The following is a 23,090-nucleotide window of genomic DNA, read 5'->3' on the forward strand; positions in this document are numbered from 1 at the left end:
AATAAAGGGAGATTATACAGAAAAGACCACAAATTAAAAAATGTGGTCTTTTCTGTATATTTTAAGCTATTTTCTATTCGAGATTAGCATGTTTACCATACATTTTATTAGAATCTAGGCTTTTTTCTCTCTAAAGCGTAAGATTAAGGCATTATAAAATAACAGCATTGTTTGCTCAAATAGAGATCCCCTTGGTTGAATGGTCCTGTAATCACCTTCAGATTGATTTTTCGTGACTCCCGGTAATTTAACAGTAATATCAGCTAACTCTCCAATGGTTGATTCAGGAGAATCAGGAGAAATGGTTATAGCTGCGACTATGCCTTCTAAGCTTTTTCAGCAATGGCAATTAAGGTTTTGATTTCTCCTGATCCTGAACCAATGATTAATAAATCGTCTTTTTCTAAATTAGCTGTTACTGTTTCCCCCAACTACATAGGCATCAATCCAGATCTGCCTGCACCCGCCACAAAGGTTTTCTTGGATTCTAAAATCTGTTTTATTAATTTCTCTGCTTCTGAATCACAAATCAAGTGGATTGTTTGACTTAATTCTTGAACGATCTCGGCTACATATTGAGTAATCTTCATTGTTAAATTAACCTTGTTCAATTAATTTTTTCATTTCGCGTGCTGTAGCTTTTTTATCTTCTTTATTCGTAATTCCCCCACCTACGATAACAAGATCTGGGTGTTGTTTAATTACTTCAGGAAGTGTTTCTAATTTGATTCCACCTGCAATGGCAGTTTGCGCGTTTTTAACAACGCTTTTGATGGTTGAAAGGTCTTCGAAAGAATTCTTTCCAACTGTTTGAAGATCGTAACCTGTGTGAACGCATATATAATCAACGCCAAGTTCATCCATTTCTTTTGCGCGGGCTGCAATATCCTTCACGGCGATCATATCAGCAAGGATTTGTTTACCTTGTTTTTTAGCTTCTTCTACTGCGCCTTTAATTGACTCGTCTTCTGCAGTGCCAAGAATCGTAATGATGTCAGCACCTGCAGCAGATGCTTGGCTTACTTCATATCCAGCTTCATCCATAATTTTCAAGTCTGCTAATACGGTTAAGTTAGGAAATGCAGCCTTTACTTCTTTCACTGCTTTAAGACCTTCATTGATCACCACAGGTGTGCCAATTTCTACAACATCAATATGCTCTCTACCTCTTTCACTAATTCAATAGCTCCCTGAATATTGACAAGATCTAATGCTAATTGTAATTTCATTTATATTCGCTCCTTTTAATATGATTTTATATTGTGCTATAGTCTGTCATTATACTGGTGTAAATGTTTCCTTTCGAAAAGCTATTTACTCACTAGTACGTTTCTTAGTATACTCATTATTTTTTACATGCATCAATGTGATGCCATTCCCCTTAAACACCCGAGCCGTAAATGATAACCTATCGAATTTTGACAGATCACCAATTGATTCTCTATATGAGTAAGGCCGCTCGCTCTAGGTACTTATCGCCTGTCTTGATAATGCTATCTCCCGTTGCAGCAAACACCTGAGTTAGGATAAAAACTCCCAAAGCCATTATGATAAGTACTAGCTTTTTCTTCGATGGACCACTCTCCTATTCAGTTTTTGATACCAAACGGATGTAATTATTCAAGAAAATTTTGTCATGGTTTATTTTGTTACATTTACATGTACATGACAAAGGAAAACTGTTGCATCGTAAATCATAGAGCAGCTAATACTAATTTTACGACTAAGCAAGGAGATGAAAATATATGAAAAGTAAAAAATTAGAAATAAGATTTCTAAAGTGTATAACCGTCATATTTTTAGCTAGCTTACCCTTTGTTTTAAAGAAAACTCCTATTAAAGATTCACTGTTGGTCTTGTTTATGAATGGATATACAAATGCTATCGTTGACAGGTTTTTAGTTAACCGTCAAATACTTCAATACCCTATCCGCTTTATACCTAAAGAGTTTAAATCAAATGTTTTATTTGATTTCTTATGTTTGCCAACTGTTTCTTTATGGCTTTATCATATAACAAAAAATGATAATCCTTTTAAAATTGTGTATAAGATTGTACTTACCATCAGTTCGCTATTTTTAGTTGAGTTATGGGCAAAAAAATATACGAAACTAATTAAGTGGCAAAAAGGCTGGAAATGGTATTATAGCCTTATTAGCCTTAATGTAAGAGCTTTATTTAGTCGTTTAATAATTGCACTTATTAATATTATAGAAAAGAAACAAGAGGGTTAACTTATGCTCCTACTAGAAAAAGTGATCTTGTGTCTTCCTTTTGTTTTATAGGTGGAAGCTCAACTGGTTCTGCTTCTTCAAAGATGAAAAAATCTAATTGTTTAGTCGCGAATGGATTAACGGATGTTTCCCAGACAGTTAATGTACCAAACAGATCTTCATTTTCCCATCCTGTTAAATTACCCCAAATAGATACTTCACTCATATGAACATGAGAAGAACTTGGGAATGCTGCCCAGGTATTGTCACAATCATTTATAAATAAAAACCTAGTTAATGAACGATGTGTTAAGTAAACAGCACCAGAAGGTATGTCTTGCAGCAGTTCATCACTAATATTGGCCCAACCTGCTTCGATCTTTTCATTTTGTGGGTGTTTCATGAGCTTTTTGAGTTCTCGTTTATCGGAAATAAGCTTGTTAAATTCTTCAATAAAAATAAGTTCTCTGAAAATAAAAACTAGTTCTATTGAGACGGTGATTGACCATCGTCTTTTTACTATTCTTTGTTTACAAAATATTTATCTGATGTGTCGTCAAATATTCTTGCTATACTTTACCTTTCGATTTCCTGTTTTTCTTTTTTCTTCTTGACGATGCCTGTACGTTTTTGAAGGTACATTTGATTATCCACTTCAAAACGTTCTTGAAAAGTAAGAGGTTGTTCTTGAACTTGACCATTGATGATCCCCTTTTCCTTTTCATCAAAGAGAAGGGATTTACTTCTCTGTTTATTTTTTTCAAAGAGCTTTACTGACTTTACTTGCTCATTTTTTAATACTTTTTCATTGAATATCACGATAGTACGTAGCCCCCTTTTAACTTTTGAATAGAATTTGATTAAATTGTTAGTAATAACTTGTAGCAATAGACAAAAAGAAAGAACGTGTTTCAATGAAAACACGTTCTGACTATAGGTTTTTATACTATTTGTTTAGTGAAAATATTTGTTTCTTCAAAAATACAATAACTAATAAACCATGTTTCCTTTAACTTTCTGTATTCTCACGTATTAATTTATCACGATCAATAAATTGAGGAGGTTTCTCCATCCAAGAACGCTCAATTAACATATTTGCCCCATCCTCAGCATAGACTCCTGACTTCATAATAAATTTACTATAAAGAGCTGCTAAATCATGCCGTATACTTAAAGACATCGCACTCCCATATGTTGCAACTCCAAGGGCACACAATGCATTCACAAAACAAAGCATAATCTGCTCTGAATAAGGAGCGATAGTGGAGCTCGTAACACACGTATCCCAAGTCATAGAGGCAGGAATATCACTTTCATGTAACGTTTTATGAGTATTATAGAGAATATCTGAAGTGATTTTTGTGCCCCGTATAAAATGTTTTTTTATTTCACTATCCTTCGCTACTTGAGAGAAACCTAAAAGGACATCTTTCCCTAGTTCATTATTAAGTGATGTCATATATAAATGAGAGGTTTCCAGTGCAAGTAGAGATCGTTTGTGCCCAAACCATCCGGTCAGAAATTTCTGTTCTGTCACAAACTCTACTTCCTTTGGATAATCCATGTAAGGTGGCCGAATAAAGACACCCTTTTCCTTCATGACTTCTCGTGTGGCACCATTAAGCCTAATAGCCTCTTCCACATAGTTATGGAATAAATCATGGATATCTTTCCGACAGGCTAATGTGATGCCACCAGCATGTGCAGTCATCCCAAATTTACTCATGTGTAGAAGGTAGGCCATATAAAAAACATCTGTAAAAAGACGAGGCGCATTCAATTTAACATGTTTTTCTATTGGAAACCCAACGGGTTTAGGAATTTCCTCTTGTTGAAAGATCGTTTCTATTTCTACTAGATGTCCTCGAGCTACGTTAATTGTTTCTTCTAAAAGAGGTTTGACATCTAGATCCTCTACAGTTTGTAAAAAATGAGTTACCATACAGATATTTAAACTATCATTCATATAAGTATTCCACAGGTTTGAGATTTCAGCGCTTGTAAGACGCGATACTTTATTCATTTCTACCATATATTATCCTCCATTCATGTTTATCTTTTACATAAAATGTCAATGATAAACGTGAAGGCTGAGAATTTTAACTTGGACTTTCCATTCAGAACCATCCTATCTACCAGGGATGGTTTTTTCTTATTTTTAATAAGTACCTTTTTATTCTTGTTCCCTATCAATTGCACAATACGTACTCTTCTTTCGTAACAATGTAAGCAATAACGCCTCATACATCCGTTTTTTAGGGTTCGTACTTGGTCTAACGGTCATCAATAGCCCAAATATGCTCATGAAGATATAAAAGGGAATTTGAAGCGTAGGATGAATAAAAAAACGTAACATCATCGTGACCATAAGTAAGCCAATAATGAACAACAAATCGAAGAGATAAAGTGATTTATTAATCTTTAATTCCGTCGACATTTCTTTCGGAATGTTATAGTTTGCCATGACTCTTCTCCTCCCTATAAAAAAGAGAAGTAACGCTTGTTACTTCTCTTCTGGTTTATTTCGTTTCTTTGATCCAAGGTTTCCTAAATCTCGCCCTGTATTTCGTCCAATTTGATAAGAACGTTTTGTTTTATGGATTATTTGTGAATGATCAATAGGTTCTTTTACCTTTCCTACACTCTCTTTGAGGTTATCCCGTACCACTTATGCAATATTGCGTGTTTCTGTTCGGTGTTGATGCGGCATTAGAATCTCTTCTGTAGAAGGAGGTACCGTGTCTTTTTCAATTGGTTGTTTTACTTGGGGAGGTTCCTGTGTAGCCACCAATTGTGCTTGATCCATCCCTGTCGGCATGGAAGCAGAAGGTTTTCTTGTTGGTGTAGGGTAACTTACACTTTACAGAAGAGCTACTTTCACTTGTACTCCCACCACATAACCGGAAGTTTGGATTTCCTCATGAAGAGGAGCACTTGCCTTTCCTACAGAAGAGCTGCCTCCATTTGTGCTTCCATTCTGACTAGAAGCTTGCATTTCACCACCATAAAGAGAAGCATTTGCCTTTCCTACAGAAGGGCTGCCTCCATTTGTGCTTCCACTTTGACCAAAAGCTTGGTAGGGTAGATACCCGGTGCCTTTCCATATTGCTATGGTAGGTTCCCAAGCATCCCCCTCAGAACCGTACGTACATGTCTCCATGTATACGGCTCGCCATTAACTTACTTCAATCTAACAGTCCAGCATGGAGTTTACGATGACAGTCATTTCCCTGTCCCAGGGCACAAAGCGCTATTGTTTTGCGAATTCTGGCTATCATCATTTGTTCCCATAGCTTTTTACCTTTTAAGTCCTTTGACTTTCTTACATGATGAATTTCTAAATCGACGTTTTCCGCCTGGCACCATTCACAGCGTTCTGCCTTTAATCTTGAAATGAGACTAGATCTACCATAATCAAATTTACTGATAGGCAGGTCTGTGTTAGTATGCTCTACCTTTATGGATGTATTTCTCTTGAATCCATCATTATAAAAGTATCGAATTTTATCAGCTTTCTTAGATTTGTATCTAACCGCAAAGACTCCGTTAATGGAATATTTGTTTATTATTTTATTTATTGATTTTTTATATTTATTAGCAAAAGTTTTGTAAAGGCTGTATTCCATAAAGTATTTAAATTTATTAAGTCCACTTACGTTATGAGCTAGTCTATAGTAGTTGTACATACCCTTGATTTCCGCATTATAACGAGTGAGGATTTCCAAATCATCGTTGTTGACCAACATCCTACGATGTATTGGTTTCCAGTTGCGTCCATCCATTTTTATAGCTTTATATTCTATAAGTTTACTCACCCAGGCTTCTTTTGGCATGTAAATGGAAACTCTTCCTGAATTAGAACGTGAGAGAACCTTTTTTTGTTGTCCAGCTGGTCTTGCTATGGGTTTTGGTTGTTGATTTCTACTTATAGCAATGTTGTAACCTAGAAATCTAGCGAACTTACTACTATTTGTGATAAGTGTCTTTTCTTGTGAAAGTTCGAGTTTCAGTTTGTGACTGATGAACTCAGTTAGTTCTTTCTTGATCATAATGGCGTCTTCCATGCTGCCGATAATACCAATTAGCCAATCATCCGCATATCTGACGTATTTCAATCTTTTATAGTTTTGATCCATTGGGTCTCTTGAAGGCAACTTCATTTTTCTACTATTAGTTTCCTTGATGTAACCAATGATTTCTTCACGTTCGCCTTCCCTGAGTGTTCCTTCAGTAATCTTATCTTTTAATTTCTTCTTAAGACGCATACTTTTTGTGTGCAGTTTTTTGTAATCAGGATTTTCCACCCTACGTTTACCTTTATTGAATTTACCTTGGAATTCTTCAATAAATTGATCTAATTCGTTAAGGTAAATGTTAGATAAGATAGGGCTGATAATGCCTCCTTGAGGTACGCCACTGTAAGAGTTGTGGTATTTCCAATCCTCTACATACCCTGCTTTAAGAAATTTCCAGATAAGCCTTAGGAATTTCTCATCCTTAATTCTTTTACGAAGTAAATTGATTAAAATAGTATGGTCTATATTATTAAAAAAGCCTTTTATATCTCCTTCTATGAACCATTTTACTCCGTTAAATGTGTCAGCGATTTGCTTAATGGCTGTGTGACAGCTTCTGTTTGGTCGATAACCATGAGAACTCGTACTGAACGAACTTTCGTAAATGCTTTCTAGTATAGACTTTACTACTGTTTGTAGTAATTTATCATCAAATGATGGAATACCTAGTGGCCTTTTGCTATTACCACGCTTTTTTTTGATATAAGTTCTTCTTACCGGAGTCGGTTGATACTTTTCATCCTTGAGCGAATCAATAATATTATGGATTCTTTTCATACTCATACCATCGATTGTTTTATTATCTGCCCCCCTAGTCATATTGCCAGGGTTAGGGTAAATTTCATCATATGCCATAAGATAAAACTCAGGGTTGTATAGGTTTCTGTACACTCTTTGATACTTATAGCTTTCATCATTGGACTTACTTGTTAGATTGTCCAATACTACTTGAGGATTTCTCATAGAGCCTCTCGCTCCTTCTTCTTATAATATTGGATTCAGTTAACTGTCTTCCTTCGCCATCTTAGCTTCACAGCTATGACCTAACATGCGTTATCTGATGTTAGCGTAATAGGTTTTCCCTATCTCAGACTAGTATGAAGACTCCGTTGTCCTATCGATTATTCAATCCCAAATGGATATAGCCCGTAAGGGCATACCGACTTAGACAATCTCCATTTAGATTATGCAGGGAAGCTTGTAATAGTATCGGATGTGACTTTCGCCATTTACCATCTTATAGATGTTGGTCAGTGGGAGGTCATATTTTAATGGGAAATGCATCCATTAAAATCCCCACTTGCATAGCATTTCACGTGTTATTTGCTATGGTCCACGATATAACCCCTCTGGCTATCATTCAAGCAGTGTAGCTTTCATCCTTGTCTATTACTTTGGTCTTGCCATCCAGTCGTACTGTAACACGCCAGTAACTTGTGGCTTTATAGACATGCTATTGTCCCCCTGATGGTTTCCCACCACGAGTGTCTTGATATTTGAACAATATCAATAAGTCTTTGACCTTATGATGCTATGACCACATCAGCTGTTTGCTACGACAGCAATCCCAAACACATCCATATGGACGCACCATTTCATCTTGTAGAGATGTGCCTTGACCTGATCCTTTTCCTTCTGAAGAATTTCCTTCATTATTTTTGCCCCCTTCTTGTTTTTCAGTAGAAGATAATCCCTGTTGTTGAGCCTTCTGCTCATTTCCTGCGTTTTTACCTTTAGAAGCAGCGTTTCCTTTCTCACCTGCCATTCCTGCCTTTTTCATTTCTTCATGCAGAGCTGGTTGTTTTTCTTTATTTCCTTGTGTAGCTAACCCTTTACCAAGACCTCCAACTCCTGCTGCTGTCTGAAGAGCACCACTACCAAGGCTTTTTCCTACACCGCCAATACCTTTTGCAAGATTGGCTCCTCCTTTTACGGTTCTGCCCATCATGCCAATACTACTTTCAAGTCCTTTTGCCATCGCAAAGCCTCCTGCCACAGCTCCCCAACCACTTTTGAGGCCGGCATCAATTCCAAAGAGACGTTCACACATAATCGGACCATCTACAACGGCAATACTAAAGGCAATCAATGCAATGAGATACGGAATACCTTCTAATTTATCGCTAATAAAGACCGTTCCCATCAAATAGACCTTCATGGAAATGAAAATCATAATGATGACTAGAAACGTATTCACTATGTTTTTTAGTACAGCTTTTAACTTTTGTCCGTCTGATACATCGGCAGGCGCAACTAATTGGGCTAAAATCGAGTTAAATCCTATCTCGTAACACAGTTTCGCTAGTTTAATTGAGGTAAACAATTGTGTCATCCCTATAACAAAGAGGGAAATAGCAATTGTCCAGAAGTTCCATGACCATCGGTAATAGAGTTCTGGAAAGAAATCAAACCATCCATTATTCAATTCAACTAATCCTTCTTTTCCATCAGGTGTAATATCTGCTTTATTTGTGAGTATTTTTTGACCTTCATCTGATAGAGTATCTTTTTCATTCACTTTAAACTTATCATCAATTTTTTCAGTAATATCAATCATCATAATATTTTTTTGTGGCACTTTATTTGGTTCTTTTAATTTGGGACTCTTCCATTTCGTAGGATCGAATTGCGCTACATCTGTTATATTACTTTTAATTATCTTTTCACTTACGGTACCTTTTTCATTTAAATCAACAGCTTCAATGGCTTGGTCAGTGAATTTATCTGTCTTTAACATACTGGTGTTTAATAAAAGTAAGACTGCCATCGAAATAAAAATGTTAATCATAATTTGTTCACGATTGACTCTCTCCTGAATAATCAACATGTAGCCAATATACAAAAAGGAAAAAGCCAGTAATACATATAGAAAGGGTTGAATCTTGGTAATAAAATCTTGGATTTCAGGTGAATTAAAAAATGTCTTAATTCCTAAAATACTATCTGTAATTCCTTCCAATCCATCCAACAGAAACGAAAGAAGTTGAATACACGCCCATCCAACTTTCCGTAACATATAGGTGACGATATTTCCAACATCTAAGTACTCTGAAAACTCACGTAGCTTTTTAAGAATTTCTTCATCCTTCATCTGCTCATCTCCTTACGAAGGTATTAGATGCCTTGAAACAACGTATCAATCGTTATCTCTAATCGTTCATCCAGAGGAGAAACACGAATTTGTACAGGTGCTTCTCCTTCCTGCCCTTTTTCCAAGTGTATAGTGCCATCTAGTAAGCCAATTAACACCTGATGTCCTTCCTTCACAATCGGTGCATAGTCCTCTAAAATACGCTCTAATTCCTTTGAAATACTTGTCCTTCTTTCTCCCCCTTTTGATATTAAGCTTCTTGTTTTTCCATCTCATGTTGTAACTTCTTGATGATGGTAGTTATTTTCACTTCAAGAAGTTTGTGAACATTTTTATTCAGTTGATCGCTAGCTCCTAACATCGTTAATTCCTCTTCAAAATCACGCATGGACTGCTGTTCAATCTCTTCCACCGTTTTATTCATCGCTTTTGGTAAGTGTTCTTTTAGAGCAGTAGAAACGTTCTTATCTCCACCGAAAAACTCTTTGACTGTTTTCGTTTTATAGTTCTCATACGTTAGAGAAGTAAACGGATCGTCGGCTAGTTCCTCTTCTTTTTCCACTGATGGATCTTGTGATTGAAAAGGAAAGAAATTATGAATCACCAAGGATCTTGGATTGACTTGTTCATGTAAAGACGAAATATCAATATCTAGAATCGAACGATCCGTATTAAAGTCCTCTCCAAGGTATTCCCACCGGTATTTCAACGCTGTTTTTCCGGTGTTATAGATCGGATGCGCTTTAATTCTCTGACATGCTTTATCTTGACGTTTAACCACACGAACGACGACACTTTCTCCTTCTTGTAATTCCATTAATTCATTTGGTGTTAATAATGGTTTTCCATCGACTCCCTCTGTTTTACTTTTATCTGTTGATAATCCTTTTCCACTTCGAGAAGTAGAATTAATAGTACTTTCTCCAAGCTTTTTAGAAATTTCTTGAGCAGTTTCATAATTATTTGTAAGGATATAAATCGTATTTCCGCAGTTTCCTTCAATTGTAGCTGCATCATCCCCATACTTATTTTTCAATTGCGGATAGGCTTGAATGACTAAGTTGAAGCGTATATTTCGCCCTAAACACACCGTGATAATATTCGCCATTCCTTCAATAGCCGGCATGTTGTAGGGTAAGAACCCGGCGCCTTAAGACCTCTCGGTCTTAGGTTTCCGAGAACTCCCCCCCGAACCGCACGTACCCCTCTCAAGGTATACGGCTCTCCGTCTCTTCAGTCTAGCTTCCCGTTATGCAGGTCACGATGACACTTTCGACAAAGTATCATTGTTTTACGGTTCCTTGCTATCATCTGTCTTTCCCATTTCTTTTTCCCTTTAAGGTTTTTTAACTTTCGAACATGATGAACTTCCATTGAGCCTTCTTCAGCCTTACACCATTCGCATTGATTAGCCATCAGCCTTTGAATAAGCGATGTTCGGGATTGATATGATACTTCCGAAGGAAGTTTTTCTATATCCTTTTTAGTTATAGGAGCTTTATTTCTACGAAATCCCTTGTCATAAAGCACTTCCGTTTTCTTACCGGATTTTGTTATATAACTGACTTGGAATATTCCGTTCACCATAAATTTTTGTTTAGCTTTGCCTAAGGTCGTACGGTACTTATTCGCTAAGGTTTTATACATAGAGTATTCCAGAAGATACTTATAACTATTTAAGTGGCACACATTTACTGCCAGTTGGTAATATTGATAGGTTCCACGTATTTGGGCGTTATAGTTCCTTAAAATCTCAAGAGGCACCAATTTAATTAACTCTGGACGGTGCATTGGTTTCCATTGTCCGGTCTTTTGGTTGACCTTTATTACCCCTTTTTTAAAAAGGCGACTATAAACAAGATCAGTAGGCATATATAGTTCGCACTTTAACGAAAATGCTCTTGTTTTTATTCCATCACTTCGTCGTTTAGAGTGAAAATCTCGCCCAACTTTAACGTCATAACCTAAAAATCGTGCCTTGTTCCTCGTATTTGTTATAAGTGTTTTCTCCTCGGATAACGTTAGCTTAAGTTCAGATTTCAAGAAATTAGCGATGTCTTTCTTTGCTCTGCACGCGTCTTCCTTACTCCCAATCACTCCAATCAGAAAGTCATCTGCGTATCTCACATATTGAATTCGTTTGTAGTTTTCATCCATTGGATACCGTTGGGGAGTGCGTTCTCTTTCAGCTAATAACTGGCGTATTCTATTACTCAACTCTTTTTCCCGTACTTCATCTTTTTCTTTAGCTTCCCTTAGTTCTTTCTTAGCCCCACTTATCTGATGCTGAATTTTAGAATAGGCTGGATTTGTCCTTTTAGCTTTTCCTATATCAAAAGTTGACTTATATCCACTCATAAAGTTGTCTAATTCATTCAGATAGATATTTGCTAATAGAGGGCTAAGAATACCACCTTGTGGTGTACCACTAAACGTCTTATGGAACTTCCAATCTTCCAAGTAACCAGCTCTAAGAAACTTCCATATAAGCGAAATAAATTGTTCATCATCAATCCTCTTCCTTAGGATATTGATAAGAATATGATGATTAATATTGTCAAAAAAGCCTTCAATATCACCTTCAATGAACCATCTGCTCCCCGTAAAAGTGCCTTTAACCTGAATCAGAGCTGTATGGCAGCTCTTTTCAGGGCGAAAGCCATGAGAGAACTTACTAAAAGTTGGTTCATAGATGGATTCTAATAGGTTTTTGATGACCTCTTGAACTAATTTATCTTCTACTGAAGGTATGCCTAATGGACGCTTTTTTCCATTTTTCTTTGGAATATAAACTCTTCTTACTGGTTGTGGCTGATAAGAAGAATCTCGTAATTTATCGACTAACCCTGAGATTCTTTTTGTAGACATTCCGTCAATGGTCTTTCCATCTGTTCCAGCAGTCATGTTTCCTTCGCTGGCGTATATGTTTTGATAGGCATCAAGGAAAAATAATGGATTATACAGATTTCGATATAACTTCTTGTATTTATATCCTGCTTTGTTACTGTGAGATGCTAGATTTTCTAATACGATTTTTGGGCTTCGCAAGAGCCTCACGCCCCTTCCCAATTTAATATTAGTCGAAAAGACTGTTCTCCTTCGCCTTGTACGAGGCTTTCCCTCGCTCTGACTACTACGAGAACTCCGTTACCATATTGGATTTTCATGAGCCACATACCTTGCTTTTTACACTTGGTATCATCCTCAATAGCCTCCTTACGAGGCGCTCCAGGTTAGGTAATCCCCATTTAGTACATATAGAGACTAGACTCGTTATGATGTCGGATGCCACTTTCGTCCGTTACTTGTTATTCAAGTTAGTCAGTCGTTGGTCTGCCATACGTATTACGTATGTTCAATGGAAACTTCGGCAACATTTCCATTCTTTGACTGCGAAGCGTTTCAATGACCCTTCACTTCGGGCGACGATACTCCACTTTGGACTATGGTTGAAGCAGTTTAGCCTTCATCCTTGTTCACAACATTTTTACCTTGCCCTTCAGTCGTACCTAGGTCATTTTGGTAACTTAGGGCTTTCCTTGCATGCTCTGGTCCCCTCCAGGTTTCCCCTTGTAGGTAAGCAAGGTGGTAACTAGGTTAAGCACAGACTCCCATCTCTTGTCTAAGGAGATTCTCTATATGCCCGTATGGGCGCACGCCAAACTCGTCTAACAAAAATACAACTTCTCGATGACACTTGTTTCCTCTTGCCAATGAAGCATTCTTAGAAAGCACATAATATAACTGCCGAACAAAAATAGAGGCTATTACATGGTTACTAGAATCATAATCTGGTGTGACCATAAAAATGGCGATTGGTTTTGTAAAATACGTCACTTCCTTTACATGAATACTTGGATGTTGCTTCTCCACTGTAAACGTCGTAGCTCCTGTTTCTTTTGTGATCCTATTAATCGATATAACGGTTTCAAGCCTCGATGAAGTAACAATTTTATCACTCAGCTTTTCAGTTAAAATAATTTCATCATTCTGCTTTACCTCGCTTGTAAAGTTGACCTCAAATAACCCTTTGGCATCCGTTTTAATCGTTTCTGTTTGACCATCTGGAAAGATGATTTCTAAGCGAGTAAGAGGTGCTGCATCTAAGTTTCTTTTCAACAATTTCATCCTGAAGTTTTTCAATAAAGCTATCTAAATTGAAAGTTTCAGACTTTTCCTCACCGTGTTTTCGTACATTTACGGAGTTGCTTTCCATTTCCTTATCTCCTAATACCAAAATATAAGGAACCTTCGCCACTTGAGCTTCTCGAATCTTATATCCGAGCTTTTGTTCTCGAGTATCTAATTCTACTCGAATCCCTTTCTTTCCTAGAACTTCTTTAATCTCTTGTGCATATTCCTGATGAACCTTTAGGGAAACTGGAATAACCTTTACCTGTACAGGTGCCAACCATGTGGGGAAGACACCTCCAAAGTGCTCAATTAAAATGCCAAAGAAACGGTCAAGAGATCCAAAAATAGCACGGTGAATGACAACCGGACGCTGTTTTTCGTTCTTTTCATTAATATAATTTAAATCAAATTTTTCTGGAAGCTGGAAGTCTAATTGAATTGTTGCACATTGATGACTTCTTTTTAAAGCATCCTTAATATGAAAATCGATTTTAGGACCATAAAATGCTCCGTCGCCTTCATTAACTTTATAGTTGAAGTTCAAACTTTTTAATACGTTTTCTAAAGAACTTTCAGCAAGTTCCCATAAGCTATCCTCTCCCATTGAGTCTTCTGGTCGAGTTGAAAGTTCAATACTATATTCAAAACCAAATGTTTTGTAGATATAATCCACTAATTCAATGACCGATTTAATTTCACTTTCAATTTGTTCAGGAGTAACAAAGATATGAGCATCGTCCTGACAAAACGTACGTACTCTTAATAATCCATTTAGAGCCCCACTGAATTCGTGACGGTGAACTTGACCGAATTCTCCCATTCGAATGGGTAAATCTCTATAGGAATGGAGCTTATTTTTAAAGATAAGCATATGACCAGGACAGTTCATGGGCTTTAGTGCAAATTTAGCATTATCCACTTCTGAAAAATACATATTATCCTTATAATGATCCCAGTGACCAGACTTTTCCCATAATTGTTGATTCATCATAAAAGGAGTACGTACTTCCTCATAATGATGCTTTTCTTGAACGGATCGCAGGAACTGCTCCAGCTGATTTTTAACCATTTGTCCTTTAGCTAAATAAAAAGGCATTCCTGGAGCTTCATCAGAAAACATAAATAATTCTAGTTCATTTCCCAATTTTCGATGGTCTCTTTTAGCTGCTTCTTCTAGAAACATTACATACTCATTTAACTGTTTTTGAGAACGAAAAGCTACGCCATATACACGTTGTAACATTTGGTTATCGCTGTTACCTCTCCAGTATGCTCCTGATACTTTTGTTAATTTAAACGCCTTAACCATTCCAGTAGAAGGAAGATGTGGGCCTCGACATAAATCGAAAAATTCCCCTTGTTTATAAATCGTAACTGTTTCATTCATAGGGATATCACGTAATAACTCGAGTTTCAACTCGTCGTTTATCTCGCTAAATATTCTTTCAGCTTCACTACGTGTCACTTCAGTGCGTTCAATAGGATGATTTTCATTAATAATTTTCTTCATTTCATGTTCAAGTTGTAGTAACTCATTAGAAGCGATCGTTGTAGAAAGATCCATATCGTAATAAAATCCATCTTCAATAACTGGTCCTACCCCTAACTTCACATTCTTATGTACTCTTTTTACTGCCTGAGCAAGTATGTGAGCTGTTGTATGCCTCATAATTTCTAGACCTTCGTCAGAATCTACTGTTAAGATTTCGATTTCTGCATCTTGATTAATAGCTCGATGCAAGTCATATAATTCTCCATTTACTTTACCCACAATGGCTTTCTTCTTTAGGCTAGAACTAATGGATTCTGCAATAGCATGTAATGTAATACCTTTTGAAAATTCTTTCTCATTTCCATCTAAAAAGCGAATTTGAATTAAATCTTTACTCATGATAACCTCTCCTATTTAAATAAAGTCAAAAAAAAAACATACTCATCCCTAAGTAAGGGACGAGTATGTTTTCACACGTGGTACCACCCAAATTCCCATCAATATAAATATATCGATGGCTCTGGTGCTGTAACGTCGCAAACGTTATTAATTACTACTAGTTCACTAATAAAGCTCCAAGGTGGTAAATTATTTCTCTTTCTTAAGGGCTCACAGCCAAAGACCCTATTCTCTGCAAAGAAGTATAAAAATAATTCATGTCCTTTTCGTTGCTTACCTATTTATTTTTCAACATAAAAAAACGCACTGATCCCTCTAACAGGGACGAGTGCGGTCGTGGTACCACCCTAATTTTATAAAACACTACAAGTGTTATATTCTCAAAAAAGATAACGGATTTCCCGATTGCGGTTACTCTATCTACATATTTCCCCACAATAGCTCCAAGGTGGTAAATTATTTCTCTTTCTTAAGGGCTCACAGCCAAAGGCCCTATTCTCTGTAAAGAAATATAAAAATAATTCGTGTCCTTTTCAACGCTCAACATGTTCATTTCCAATAAATAGAATTATAATTTATATTATTTGTAAATGTCAATACTTAATTACAAATATGTTATTAATTAGAATTAAGTTGTGTTCTAGATATGCATGTAAATTCCTCTCTAAAACACTGATTTAGAGGAGTTGGCATATGCATAAATAATGACACATGGAAAAACATAAAGTAATTCACTCACGTATTCCTATTACGTCGAGTTAGAAAAATAGCAAAATAAAAAGCCACCCAGTATTTGCAGGACAGGTGGCTTTTTACTATAAAATGCATGTGCAGACATATAATAACACATTTTTTATCTTATGGACTATATTTTTCTGTACGAGCATATGTATAAAAGACAGCTTTTTTATACATTCTTTTTTTACCTATTTCTCCGAGAAAGCCTTTCATATCAAGGATGTATAAAAAGCTGTATAAACGAGAAAATATCCTTACCCGGAACCCTTACTGCCACAAGGGTTCTTTCGCTTGCTTGGTTCCTTTAAGAGTGTTTATGTAAACTAGCTCTGCATATGATATTCATGTTATTAAATACAATAATATGGTAAAATGTTACATATATAATGAGATCCTTGTTTAGGAAGAAGGTGTTTTCTTAATGCTAAAAGTATTGTTGGTATGTATCTTAAGTTGCTTGATTATTTATGTAGGGCAGCTTGTATGGAGGAAAGGAAAAACTACTTTTATTGCTGGATATGGAAAGATGTTTACACCTAAGAATGAAAAGCAGCTTGCTAAAGGATTTGGGATTATTATTATGTTATTTGGTTTAGAATCTATTATATTTCCTATTCTCTCTCTATTTTTTGATGGACTTGGAATTTATTATGGATTTCTAGTTGTGTTAAACTTCTTTGCTTTATTCGGAATTATGATAAAGGATCAGGTACAAGGAGAAGCTTAAACGAAATAAAGGGCAGGAGAAATTTTATATTCTCATGCCTTTTATTTGTGCCGATAATCTGGACTATGTAGACTAGAAAAAGAAAGAAACAAAAAGAGCAGTTTCCCAGGATATGATAACATGGGAAACTGCCTCTTTGTTTTTAATGCTTTTCTCTTTAAATAATACTTAAGGTACTGATCAATCATATTCTATTTATCTGCTATACAGCTAACAATTTCCTTGGAATGGAATATTTCTGTTATATGAAACCAACAATTTTCATTACGAATAATAATATATTCCTTATAAGGATACGTAGACTTTAAAATTGAATGAGGAAGATAGCTATTACGTAACTCATCATATTCCTTAAATCCGTGTGATACAATGACTCTTTTATTTTCCATACTGTTTAACATTTTACCAATTGGGATATTTTCGGTACTTAGTCTGTTTTGAATAGGTTTATCTATAGTTGAAATGTCAAAATAGACAACATTTTCAGAAAGAGTGCGGTTCTCAAAATTTAAAGATGTAATTCTTTTAACGAACGGACCTTTACTCTTAAAGAATACTTTAACATCAGAGGGTAAATCATTAAAAGTGACTATCTCTTGATGAATAATATTTAAGCTAACCTTTTTCATGATTAAGGATTCTAATGCTAAGGTGGTTGATCCATTTGTTGATAAAATAATACGTAAACAATAATTAATCATTTCCTCAGGCGTATTAACTAGATAAGTATTTATTTGTAAGCCCTCCTCATAATTCTATATAAAATAAACTTACTAATTAAGGGGTTCTAAGCTATTTTATTACTTAATCAATATTGTAGCATTAACATATAAAATTTAACTTGTAATGGTCGTTTAGGTTAAACTAAATTTTTGTTAACTACAATTTCAAATAAACAACATAGTTTTATCAACTTCTATTCCTAAAATGTATTATTTGTATAAGAGAAAGAAACCTTTCAAAGTTAAATTGAAAGGTTTCTTGTATTGTAAATACACTATTTTGTTTTTAAGAACCAAAAAATTCTTGGAAGGAATCGGGGTGAGGACCAAACCTTAAATCTCTATTTAAATTATCAATCAATATAAGATCAGCTTCATCTATATTAAAGTCAAAGATTTGATAATTCTCAATCACTCTTTCCTTACGGATTGTCTTTGGTATAGGAATTATTCCCTTCTGTAGATGCCACCTTAAAATTAATTGAGCAGCAGTACGTTGATACTTTTCGGAGATTCCCTTCAAAGTTTCATCTTTTAATAATTCACCCTGTCCCAATGGACTCCAAGCTTCTAACTGGATATCATTTTCTATACAATAATTGTGTAAATCCGTTTGAACTAAATAAGGGTGATATTCAACTTGATTAATAGCAGGTTTATTACTGGCCACATTTAAGAGAGTTTGTAGATGATGTTTTTGGAAATTACATACACCTATAGATTTTACGTAACCTTCTTCATACAGCTTCTCCATAGCCTTCCAACTTTCAACAAATTTGTCTTTTACAGGCCAATGAATGAGATATAAATCTAAGTAATCTGTTTTTAACTTCTTCAAACTATGGTTGAAAGCTTTCAGAGTAGAGTCATACCCTTGGTTACTATTCCAGAGTTTTGTAGTAATAAAAAGATCATTTCTAGGAATTTCTAGTTCTTGTATAGCAGACCCTATTAGTTCCTCATTTCCATATGCAGAAGCTGTATCCATTAACGAAATCCCTGTTGAATAGGATTGACTTATTATTTCTTTAATATTATCTTTATTATTTATTTGCCAAAATCCCATGCCTGCCGCAGGAATTTCTACGCCATTATTCAAAGTTTTTGTTATTAACACGGGTATCTCCTCCGTTTCATAATATTCTTTGATGAATTAATCATAGCAAATCTGTAATAGAAAAATAGGAGCTTATTTATAATAGTATTAAAAGTACCATTATAAAATGAAAACTAAGAACCCGAATGTCCTTAGTTTTCATTTTGTTATTAATTTATACAGTAGTGGCCAGCACTAAGTTGGTTTGTTCACTCTCTAACAGCTGGACTAAATAGTTTTTGTATTCTCCTTTAGGCATTTTCGATATGTTCTGAACTAGCATGTCTAAAGATATAAAACCCATTTTATAAGCTATTTCTTCTAAGCAAGCAATCTTATTTCCTTGCCTTTTTTCTAATGTTCCTACAAAATTACTTGCATCAAGAAGACTTTCAGGAGTACCAGTGTCTAGCCAAGCACTTCCACGCCCAAATATTTTCACTTGTAATTCCCCTCTGTGCAAGTAAGCTAAATTTACATCGGTGATTTCAAGTTCCCCACGCTCTGAAGGCTTTAAACTTTTAGAGATTTCTATAATAGAATTATCATAAAAATAAATACCAGGCACTGCATAGTTAGACTTAGGGATAGAAGGTTTTTCTTGAATGTCTATAACGTTTCCTTTTTCATCAAAATCTACTACTCCGTATCTTTCAGGATCATTGACATGATAGCCAAAAACAATTCCACCTTTATCTAGAGTGGCACATTCTTTTAACAATTTAGAGAAACCATCTCCATAGAAGATATTATCACCTAAAGTTAAACATACAGTATCATTTCCTATAAACTCTTCTGCGAGTAAAAAAGCTTGAGCAATTCCTTCAGGTTTCTCCTGCTCTATATATGTTAATGAAATCCCTAATTGCTTGCCATCTCCTAAAAGTTCTTTATATAAGGGCAAATACTTTGGTGAAGATATTAACGCAATTTCTTTAATACCTGCTAACATCAACGTAGATAAGGGATAAAAAATCATAGGCTTATCATAGATGCTCATTAGATGTTTATTTGTTGCCCTTGTTAAAGGATATAAACGTGTACCGTTCCCACCTGCTAATAAAATTCCTTTCAACTTATTCACCTCATCTATTAGAATAATTAATCTCTAACCAGCCTTCATACTCTTCTTTATTTCCTACTTTATTCATCCAATCTTGATTATCTAAATACCACTTCACCGTTTTTTGAAGTCCTGTACTAATACTTTCGTTTGGATACCACCCTAACTCTTTTTGCACTTTGGTTGCATCAATTGCATACCGGTAGTCATGACCAGGTCGGTCCTTTACATACGTAATTAAATTTCGATAAGTTTGGATATTTTCACCTGTATAATTAGATAAGGTTTCTGCAATAATGTTAACTATTTGTACATTAGTCAATTCATTATTCCCTCCAATGTTATACGTATTTCCAACATTATCTGAGTTTATAATCTCCCAAATGGCATCGCAATGATCTTCTACATATAACCAATCTCTAATATTTAGCCCATCTCCATAAATCGATACCCCTTTACCACTAAGAAAGTTTTTAATTGTAATAGGTATTAACTTTTCTGGAAATTGATACGGTCCATAGTTATTAGAGCAATTAGAAATAGTTATAGGTAGCTCATAGGTATGGTAATAAGCACGCACTAAATGATCACTGCTTGCTTTAGAAGCCGAGTAAGGACTTGTAGGGTTGTAAGGTGTTTTTTCAGTAAAATACCCCTCTTTCCCTAAGCTTCCATATACTTCGTCTGTGCTAACATGATGGAAACGACAGTATGGTTTACTTTCGAAATACTTTCTAGATAACTCCAAAAGGTTGTATGTTCCTATAATGTTAGCATTTATAAAGTTTCCAGGATTAACAATACTGCGATCCACATGACTTTCCGCAGCAAAATGAATGACTATATCTGGAGTAAACCTTTCAAATACTTTTTCTAGTTCTTTATAATCTGTAATATCTACCTTTTCAAAGAAATAGTTATCGCACTTCTCTATTTCCTTCAGACTTAAAAGATTACCTGCGTAGCCTAAACTATCTAAATTTACAAATGTATCTTTTGGATTAAGGTGGACAAATTTATTTAAAAAATTTGCTCCAATAAACCCTGCTCCTCCAGTAATAAGATATTTCAATATGAAAGCCTCCTTTAAAAAATATGGACCAAGATCAAGTAATAATTGCTACCCAGTATGGATTTAAATTTCTTTCGAGCATATAAGATGCCTGAAGGCAAATGAAGCCTTCATCAGTTGTATCCGAAGGGGCATTAATAGCACGGGAGAAACCTCCATCCTTCGATTGATGTTTACTAAGCCATTCTTTACATTTTTCCGCATTCAATGGAAGTTCTCCTAATAAATATAAAGCTGCAATAGCATGGTAACTACCTACAAAACTTTCATTAGCATTTGGCTTATAACGAAAGCCACCGTTCTCTGTTTGACACTGTTTAAGCCATTTAATGGTTTCTTCATAATTAGTGGGTTGTTTTCCTAATATTAAAAGAGTATCAATAGCTCGAAATACAGAAAACGTCTCTGAAGGAGCATTTGGTGTTACCCCATAACCGAAGTCATCATTTTGACAAGCTGCTACAAAAGCTAAACATTTATCAATGCTTAGTGGATTAGCATTCATAGCATGAAGACCAAGAACTGCTAGGTTAGTATGCCATACATCACTCGGATAGCCTTCTGAATTACCAAAACCACCATCTTCATTTTGACACTTTTGAATAAACTCAATGCACTTTTCTTCATTTGGAACTTTCGATTTTAGAATATAAGCCGTTAATATAACACAATAGGTAGTAAACACCTCACTTAAATGTCCTGGTTGTTCTGCAAAACCACCATCTTCGTTTTGGCAATCAAACATTCCTCTTAAAATAGATTCCCTATCTTCTTTACTAATTTTTTCGCCCATAATAGTTAAATCTGATACAACATGTAATGCTGAAAAATTTTGAGGTGATTTATCCGATCTAAATCCTAATGGTGACTTATAAGGAGTAAGGCCAAAACCCGCACCAGATTTTGTTTTATCAAGCCAATTCAGATATGATTTCTCATCAATTTTCAAATTAACATCCTTGTGATAAGTAATTTTATCTAAATTCTGTTTCAATTCACTTTTATATTTTGGAATCATATCAAGGTTAATATCTTTATCTTCATTAACTAGGCGAGCGTTTGCTGTATTTAATACCCATAACGTTATAGCCTGAGTTTTTGCTTGTTTCTCGTGTAAAGGTAAATATCCAGTATTACCAGCATAGAATGCACCTGGCGTGTGATGGGGCACCATAAAATGTCTAATTAAAGGTACGGTTGGGTCAGTAGGAGTGGAAAACCAATTTCCTTGACCAATAAACATACCTCCATCTTTACTTTTAAACTTATTAACTTGATATAATAAGTCTTCTGCTAAGCTTTTATATTCTGTAGCTTTATGGTATTTAGATATTAACTGGGTGCATAAAAACAGTAAAGCTTGATCGTGTGTATATTTCACTGGAAATGGTGATTCGTCATTATTGTAGTATGATTCAACTGGCTCGACTCTAGCTTCCCCTTTATAATTAGCCTTGTTCCAAAAACCACCGGTTAGTGGATGCTTCAGGTTGTTGACAATAAAATCGAAATAAGATTTTCCCTTTTCAATAACACCAGGATCTTGTAATATTTCATGCGCCTTACAAAGGGCTATAGTAGCTAATGCATTTGAGAAGGTTTTCTTTCCTTTAGATTTAAATGGCTCATCATTTGTGAGCAAATAATCGTATACCCCTCCGTACTCTTGATCTTCAAATTTATCTATTTCTGAAATATAATGTTTTATGTATTCCAAATATAATGAATCTTCAGTTATTTTATAAGCTTCTTCTAGCGTTAAAATTGCAAAAATGGTAGACAAAACGTACTTATTGGGGTTAATATGTTCAGTTAAATTTGCATTTAAAATAGAAGGAGATCCTTTCGCTAAAACTGTTTCATGGATAGTTTTAAATAAATTTAATCCTTTCTCAACTAATTCCTGGCTATTTGTATATTTACCGATTACTAAAAGTCCATAAGATGTTAAAAGTTGAATATGAGTATGCCTTACCATACCTGCGCTATGAACTATGCCGAATCGGTCCGTTAATTCATGATAAGTATTTGTATACTCGTCATAATAGCGATCCAAGCTCTTAGACATTTCACATAAATCTTCTATTTTGTAATTTGAAGAAGCCAAAGCTAATAACGACCAAACCTGATCTTCTAGTTTTTTATCATCACTTACAATAGTATTGTTCTCTACCGCAACGTAAAAACCATTCAACTCTTTATCATAAAACTTATTAATTAAATAATCCTCTAGTGGTAACTTTGTAGAAATAGTTGTCATAATATCT

Annotated in this window: 18 protein-coding genes, 4 pseudogenes and 2 other annotated features; of the genes and pseudogenes, 2 read left to right on the forward strand and 20 right to left on the reverse strand. The window is 35.2% G+C overall.

Annotated elements, in window-relative coordinates; genetic code table 11:
- Window positions 1-73 precede the first annotated feature (73 nt).
- Together AC0C45_RS21885 and hxlA are read right to left on the reverse strand one after the other, a co-directional pair.
- A pseudogene (locus AC0C45_RS21885) lies at window positions 74-590 on the reverse strand (phosphoheptose isomerase family protein).
- 7 nt (window positions 591-597) lie between these two features.
- Window positions 598-1,229, reverse strand: a pseudogene (gene hxlA, locus AC0C45_RS21890) (3-hexulose-6-phosphate synthase).
- A 516-nt stretch (window positions 1,230-1,745) separates the two neighbouring features.
- On the opposite strand from hxlA, the gene AC0C45_RS21895 reads away from it, so the two are divergent.
- Window positions 1,746-2,234: a CBO0543 family protein gene (locus AC0C45_RS21895; RefSeq protein WP_171777196.1), complete on the forward strand. Its 489-nt coding sequence runs from the start codon at window positions 1,746-1,748 to the stop codon at window positions 2,232-2,234.
- A 1-nt stretch (window position 2,235) separates the two neighbouring features.
- On the opposite strand, the gene AC0C45_RS21900 is transcribed toward AC0C45_RS21895, so the two are convergent.
- From AC0C45_RS21900 to thrS, 13 genes and pseudogenes are all read right to left on the reverse strand, one after another.
- Window positions 2,236-2,616, reverse strand: a complete 381-nt coding sequence (locus tag AC0C45_RS21900) for a hypothetical protein (protein WP_280169112.1) — start codon at window positions 2,614-2,616, stop codon at window positions 2,236-2,238.
- Between the two features lie 173 nt (window positions 2,617-2,789).
- The gene (locus tag AC0C45_RS21905) at window positions 2,790-3,032 is read right to left on the reverse strand and encodes a hypothetical protein (protein ID WP_237894088.1); all 243 of its coding nucleotides are present in this window, start codon (window positions 3,030-3,032) and stop codon (window positions 2,790-2,792) included.
- Between the two features lie 190 nt (window positions 3,033-3,222).
- Window positions 3,223-4,245: a DUF3231 family protein gene (locus tag AC0C45_RS21910; RefSeq protein WP_221791228.1), complete on the reverse strand. Its 1,023-nt coding sequence runs from the start codon at window positions 4,243-4,245 to the stop codon at window positions 3,223-3,225.
- Between the two features lie 141 nt (window positions 4,246-4,386).
- The gene (locus AC0C45_RS21915; RefSeq protein WP_047933272.1) at window positions 4,387-4,677 is read right to left on the reverse strand and encodes a DUF5592 family protein; all 291 of its coding nucleotides are present in this window, start codon (window positions 4,675-4,677) and stop codon (window positions 4,387-4,389) included.
- 204 nt (window positions 4,678-4,881) lie between these two features.
- Window positions 4,882-5,031, reverse strand: a complete 150-nt coding sequence (locus AC0C45_RS21920) for a hypothetical protein (protein ID WP_160309931.1) — start codon at window positions 5,029-5,031, stop codon at window positions 4,882-4,884.
- A gap of 42 nt (window positions 5,032-5,073) precedes the next feature.
- The gene (locus AC0C45_RS21925) at window positions 5,074-5,373 is read right to left on the reverse strand and encodes a hypothetical protein (protein ID WP_237894089.1); all 300 of its coding nucleotides are present in this window, start codon (window positions 5,371-5,373) and stop codon (window positions 5,074-5,076) included.
- 25 nt (window positions 5,374-5,398) lie between these two features.
- Entirely contained in the window at window positions 5,399-7,252 is a 1,854-nt protein-coding gene (locus AC0C45_RS21930; protein ID WP_472928788.1) for a reverse transcriptase/maturase family protein, read from the reverse strand.
- Between the two features lie 568 nt (window positions 7,253-7,820).
- Window positions 7,821-9,380, reverse strand: a complete 1,560-nt coding sequence (locus tag AC0C45_RS21935) for a pLS20_p028 family conjugation system transmembrane protein (protein ID WP_472928790.1) — start codon at window positions 9,378-9,380, stop codon at window positions 7,821-7,823.
- 23 nt (window positions 9,381-9,403) lie between these two features.
- Window positions 9,404-9,538, reverse strand: coding sequence for a hypothetical protein (locus tag AC0C45_RS21940; protein ID WP_257063245.1), 135 nt, complete (start codon window positions 9,536-9,538; stop codon window positions 9,404-9,406).
- A gap of 440 nt (window positions 9,539-9,978) precedes the next feature.
- Window positions 9,979-10,509 (reverse strand): annotated as a pseudogene (locus AC0C45_RS21945) (TraG/TraD/VirD4 family protein); the annotation flags it as partial.
- A 104-nt stretch (window positions 10,510-10,613) separates the two neighbouring features.
- Window positions 10,614-12,428, reverse strand: a complete 1,815-nt coding sequence (locus AC0C45_RS21950) for a reverse transcriptase domain-containing protein (RefSeq protein WP_257065086.1) — start codon at window positions 12,426-12,428, stop codon at window positions 10,614-10,616.
- Window positions 12,429-12,977: 549 nt separating this feature from the next.
- Window positions 12,978-13,499 carry a type IV secretory system conjugative DNA transfer family protein gene (locus tag AC0C45_RS21955; protein ID WP_257064991.1) on the reverse strand — a complete coding sequence of 174 codons (522 nt, stop codon included), beginning with the start codon at window positions 13,497-13,499 and terminating at the stop codon, window positions 12,978-12,980.
- Window positions 13,489-15,405: pseudogene (gene thrS / locus AC0C45_RS21960) on the reverse strand (threonine--tRNA ligase); the annotation flags it as partial. The pseudogene thrS and the gene AC0C45_RS21955, both read right to left, overlap by 11 nt.
- A gap of 52 nt (window positions 15,406-15,457) precedes the next feature.
- Window positions 15,458-15,684, reverse strand: a binding site (T-box leader).
- A gap of 38 nt (window positions 15,685-15,722) precedes the next feature.
- Window positions 15,723-15,951: a binding site (T-box leader), on the reverse strand.
- 613 nt (window positions 15,952-16,564) lie between these two features.
- Between thrS and AC0C45_RS21965 the strand changes: the two are divergent.
- Window positions 16,565-16,870, forward strand: coding sequence for a hypothetical protein (locus tag AC0C45_RS21965; RefSeq protein ID WP_171779044.1), 306 nt, complete (start codon window positions 16,565-16,567; stop codon window positions 16,868-16,870).
- Window positions 16,871-17,061: 191 nt separating this feature from the next.
- Here the strand turns inward: AC0C45_RS21965 and AC0C45_RS21970 are convergent, their stop codons facing one another.
- The 5 genes from AC0C45_RS21970 to AC0C45_RS21990 all read right to left on the reverse strand — a co-directional run bounded on the left by AC0C45_RS21970 (window position 17,062) and on the right by AC0C45_RS21990 (window position 23,083).
- Complete coding sequence (locus tag AC0C45_RS21970; protein ID WP_257064996.1) at window positions 17,062-17,571, reverse strand: chorismate pyruvate-lyase family protein; 510 nt, start codon at window positions 17,569-17,571, stop codon at window positions 17,062-17,064.
- 307 nt (window positions 17,572-17,878) lie between these two features.
- Window positions 17,879-18,658: an aldo/keto reductase gene (locus AC0C45_RS21975; RefSeq protein WP_171779165.1), complete on the reverse strand. Its 780-nt coding sequence runs from the start codon at window positions 18,656-18,658 to the stop codon at window positions 17,879-17,881.
- A 205-nt stretch (window positions 18,659-18,863) separates the two neighbouring features.
- Window positions 18,864-19,763, reverse strand: a complete 900-nt coding sequence (gene rfbA, locus AC0C45_RS21980) for a glucose-1-phosphate thymidylyltransferase RfbA (RefSeq protein ID WP_171779042.1) — start codon at window positions 19,761-19,763, stop codon at window positions 18,864-18,866.
- Between the two features lie 10 nt (window positions 19,764-19,773).
- Window positions 19,774-20,823, reverse strand: a complete 1,050-nt coding sequence (gene rfbB, locus AC0C45_RS21985) for a dTDP-glucose 4,6-dehydratase (protein ID WP_171779041.1) — start codon at window positions 20,821-20,823, stop codon at window positions 19,774-19,776.
- A gap of 34 nt (window positions 20,824-20,857) precedes the next feature.
- Complete coding sequence (locus AC0C45_RS21990; RefSeq protein WP_257064999.1) at window positions 20,858-23,083, reverse strand: prenyltransferase/squalene oxidase repeat-containing protein; 2,226 nt, start codon at window positions 23,081-23,083, stop codon at window positions 20,858-20,860.
- Window positions 23,084-23,090 lie beyond the last annotated feature (7 nt).

This window comes from Priestia sp. VA7, from assembly GCF_055710015.1.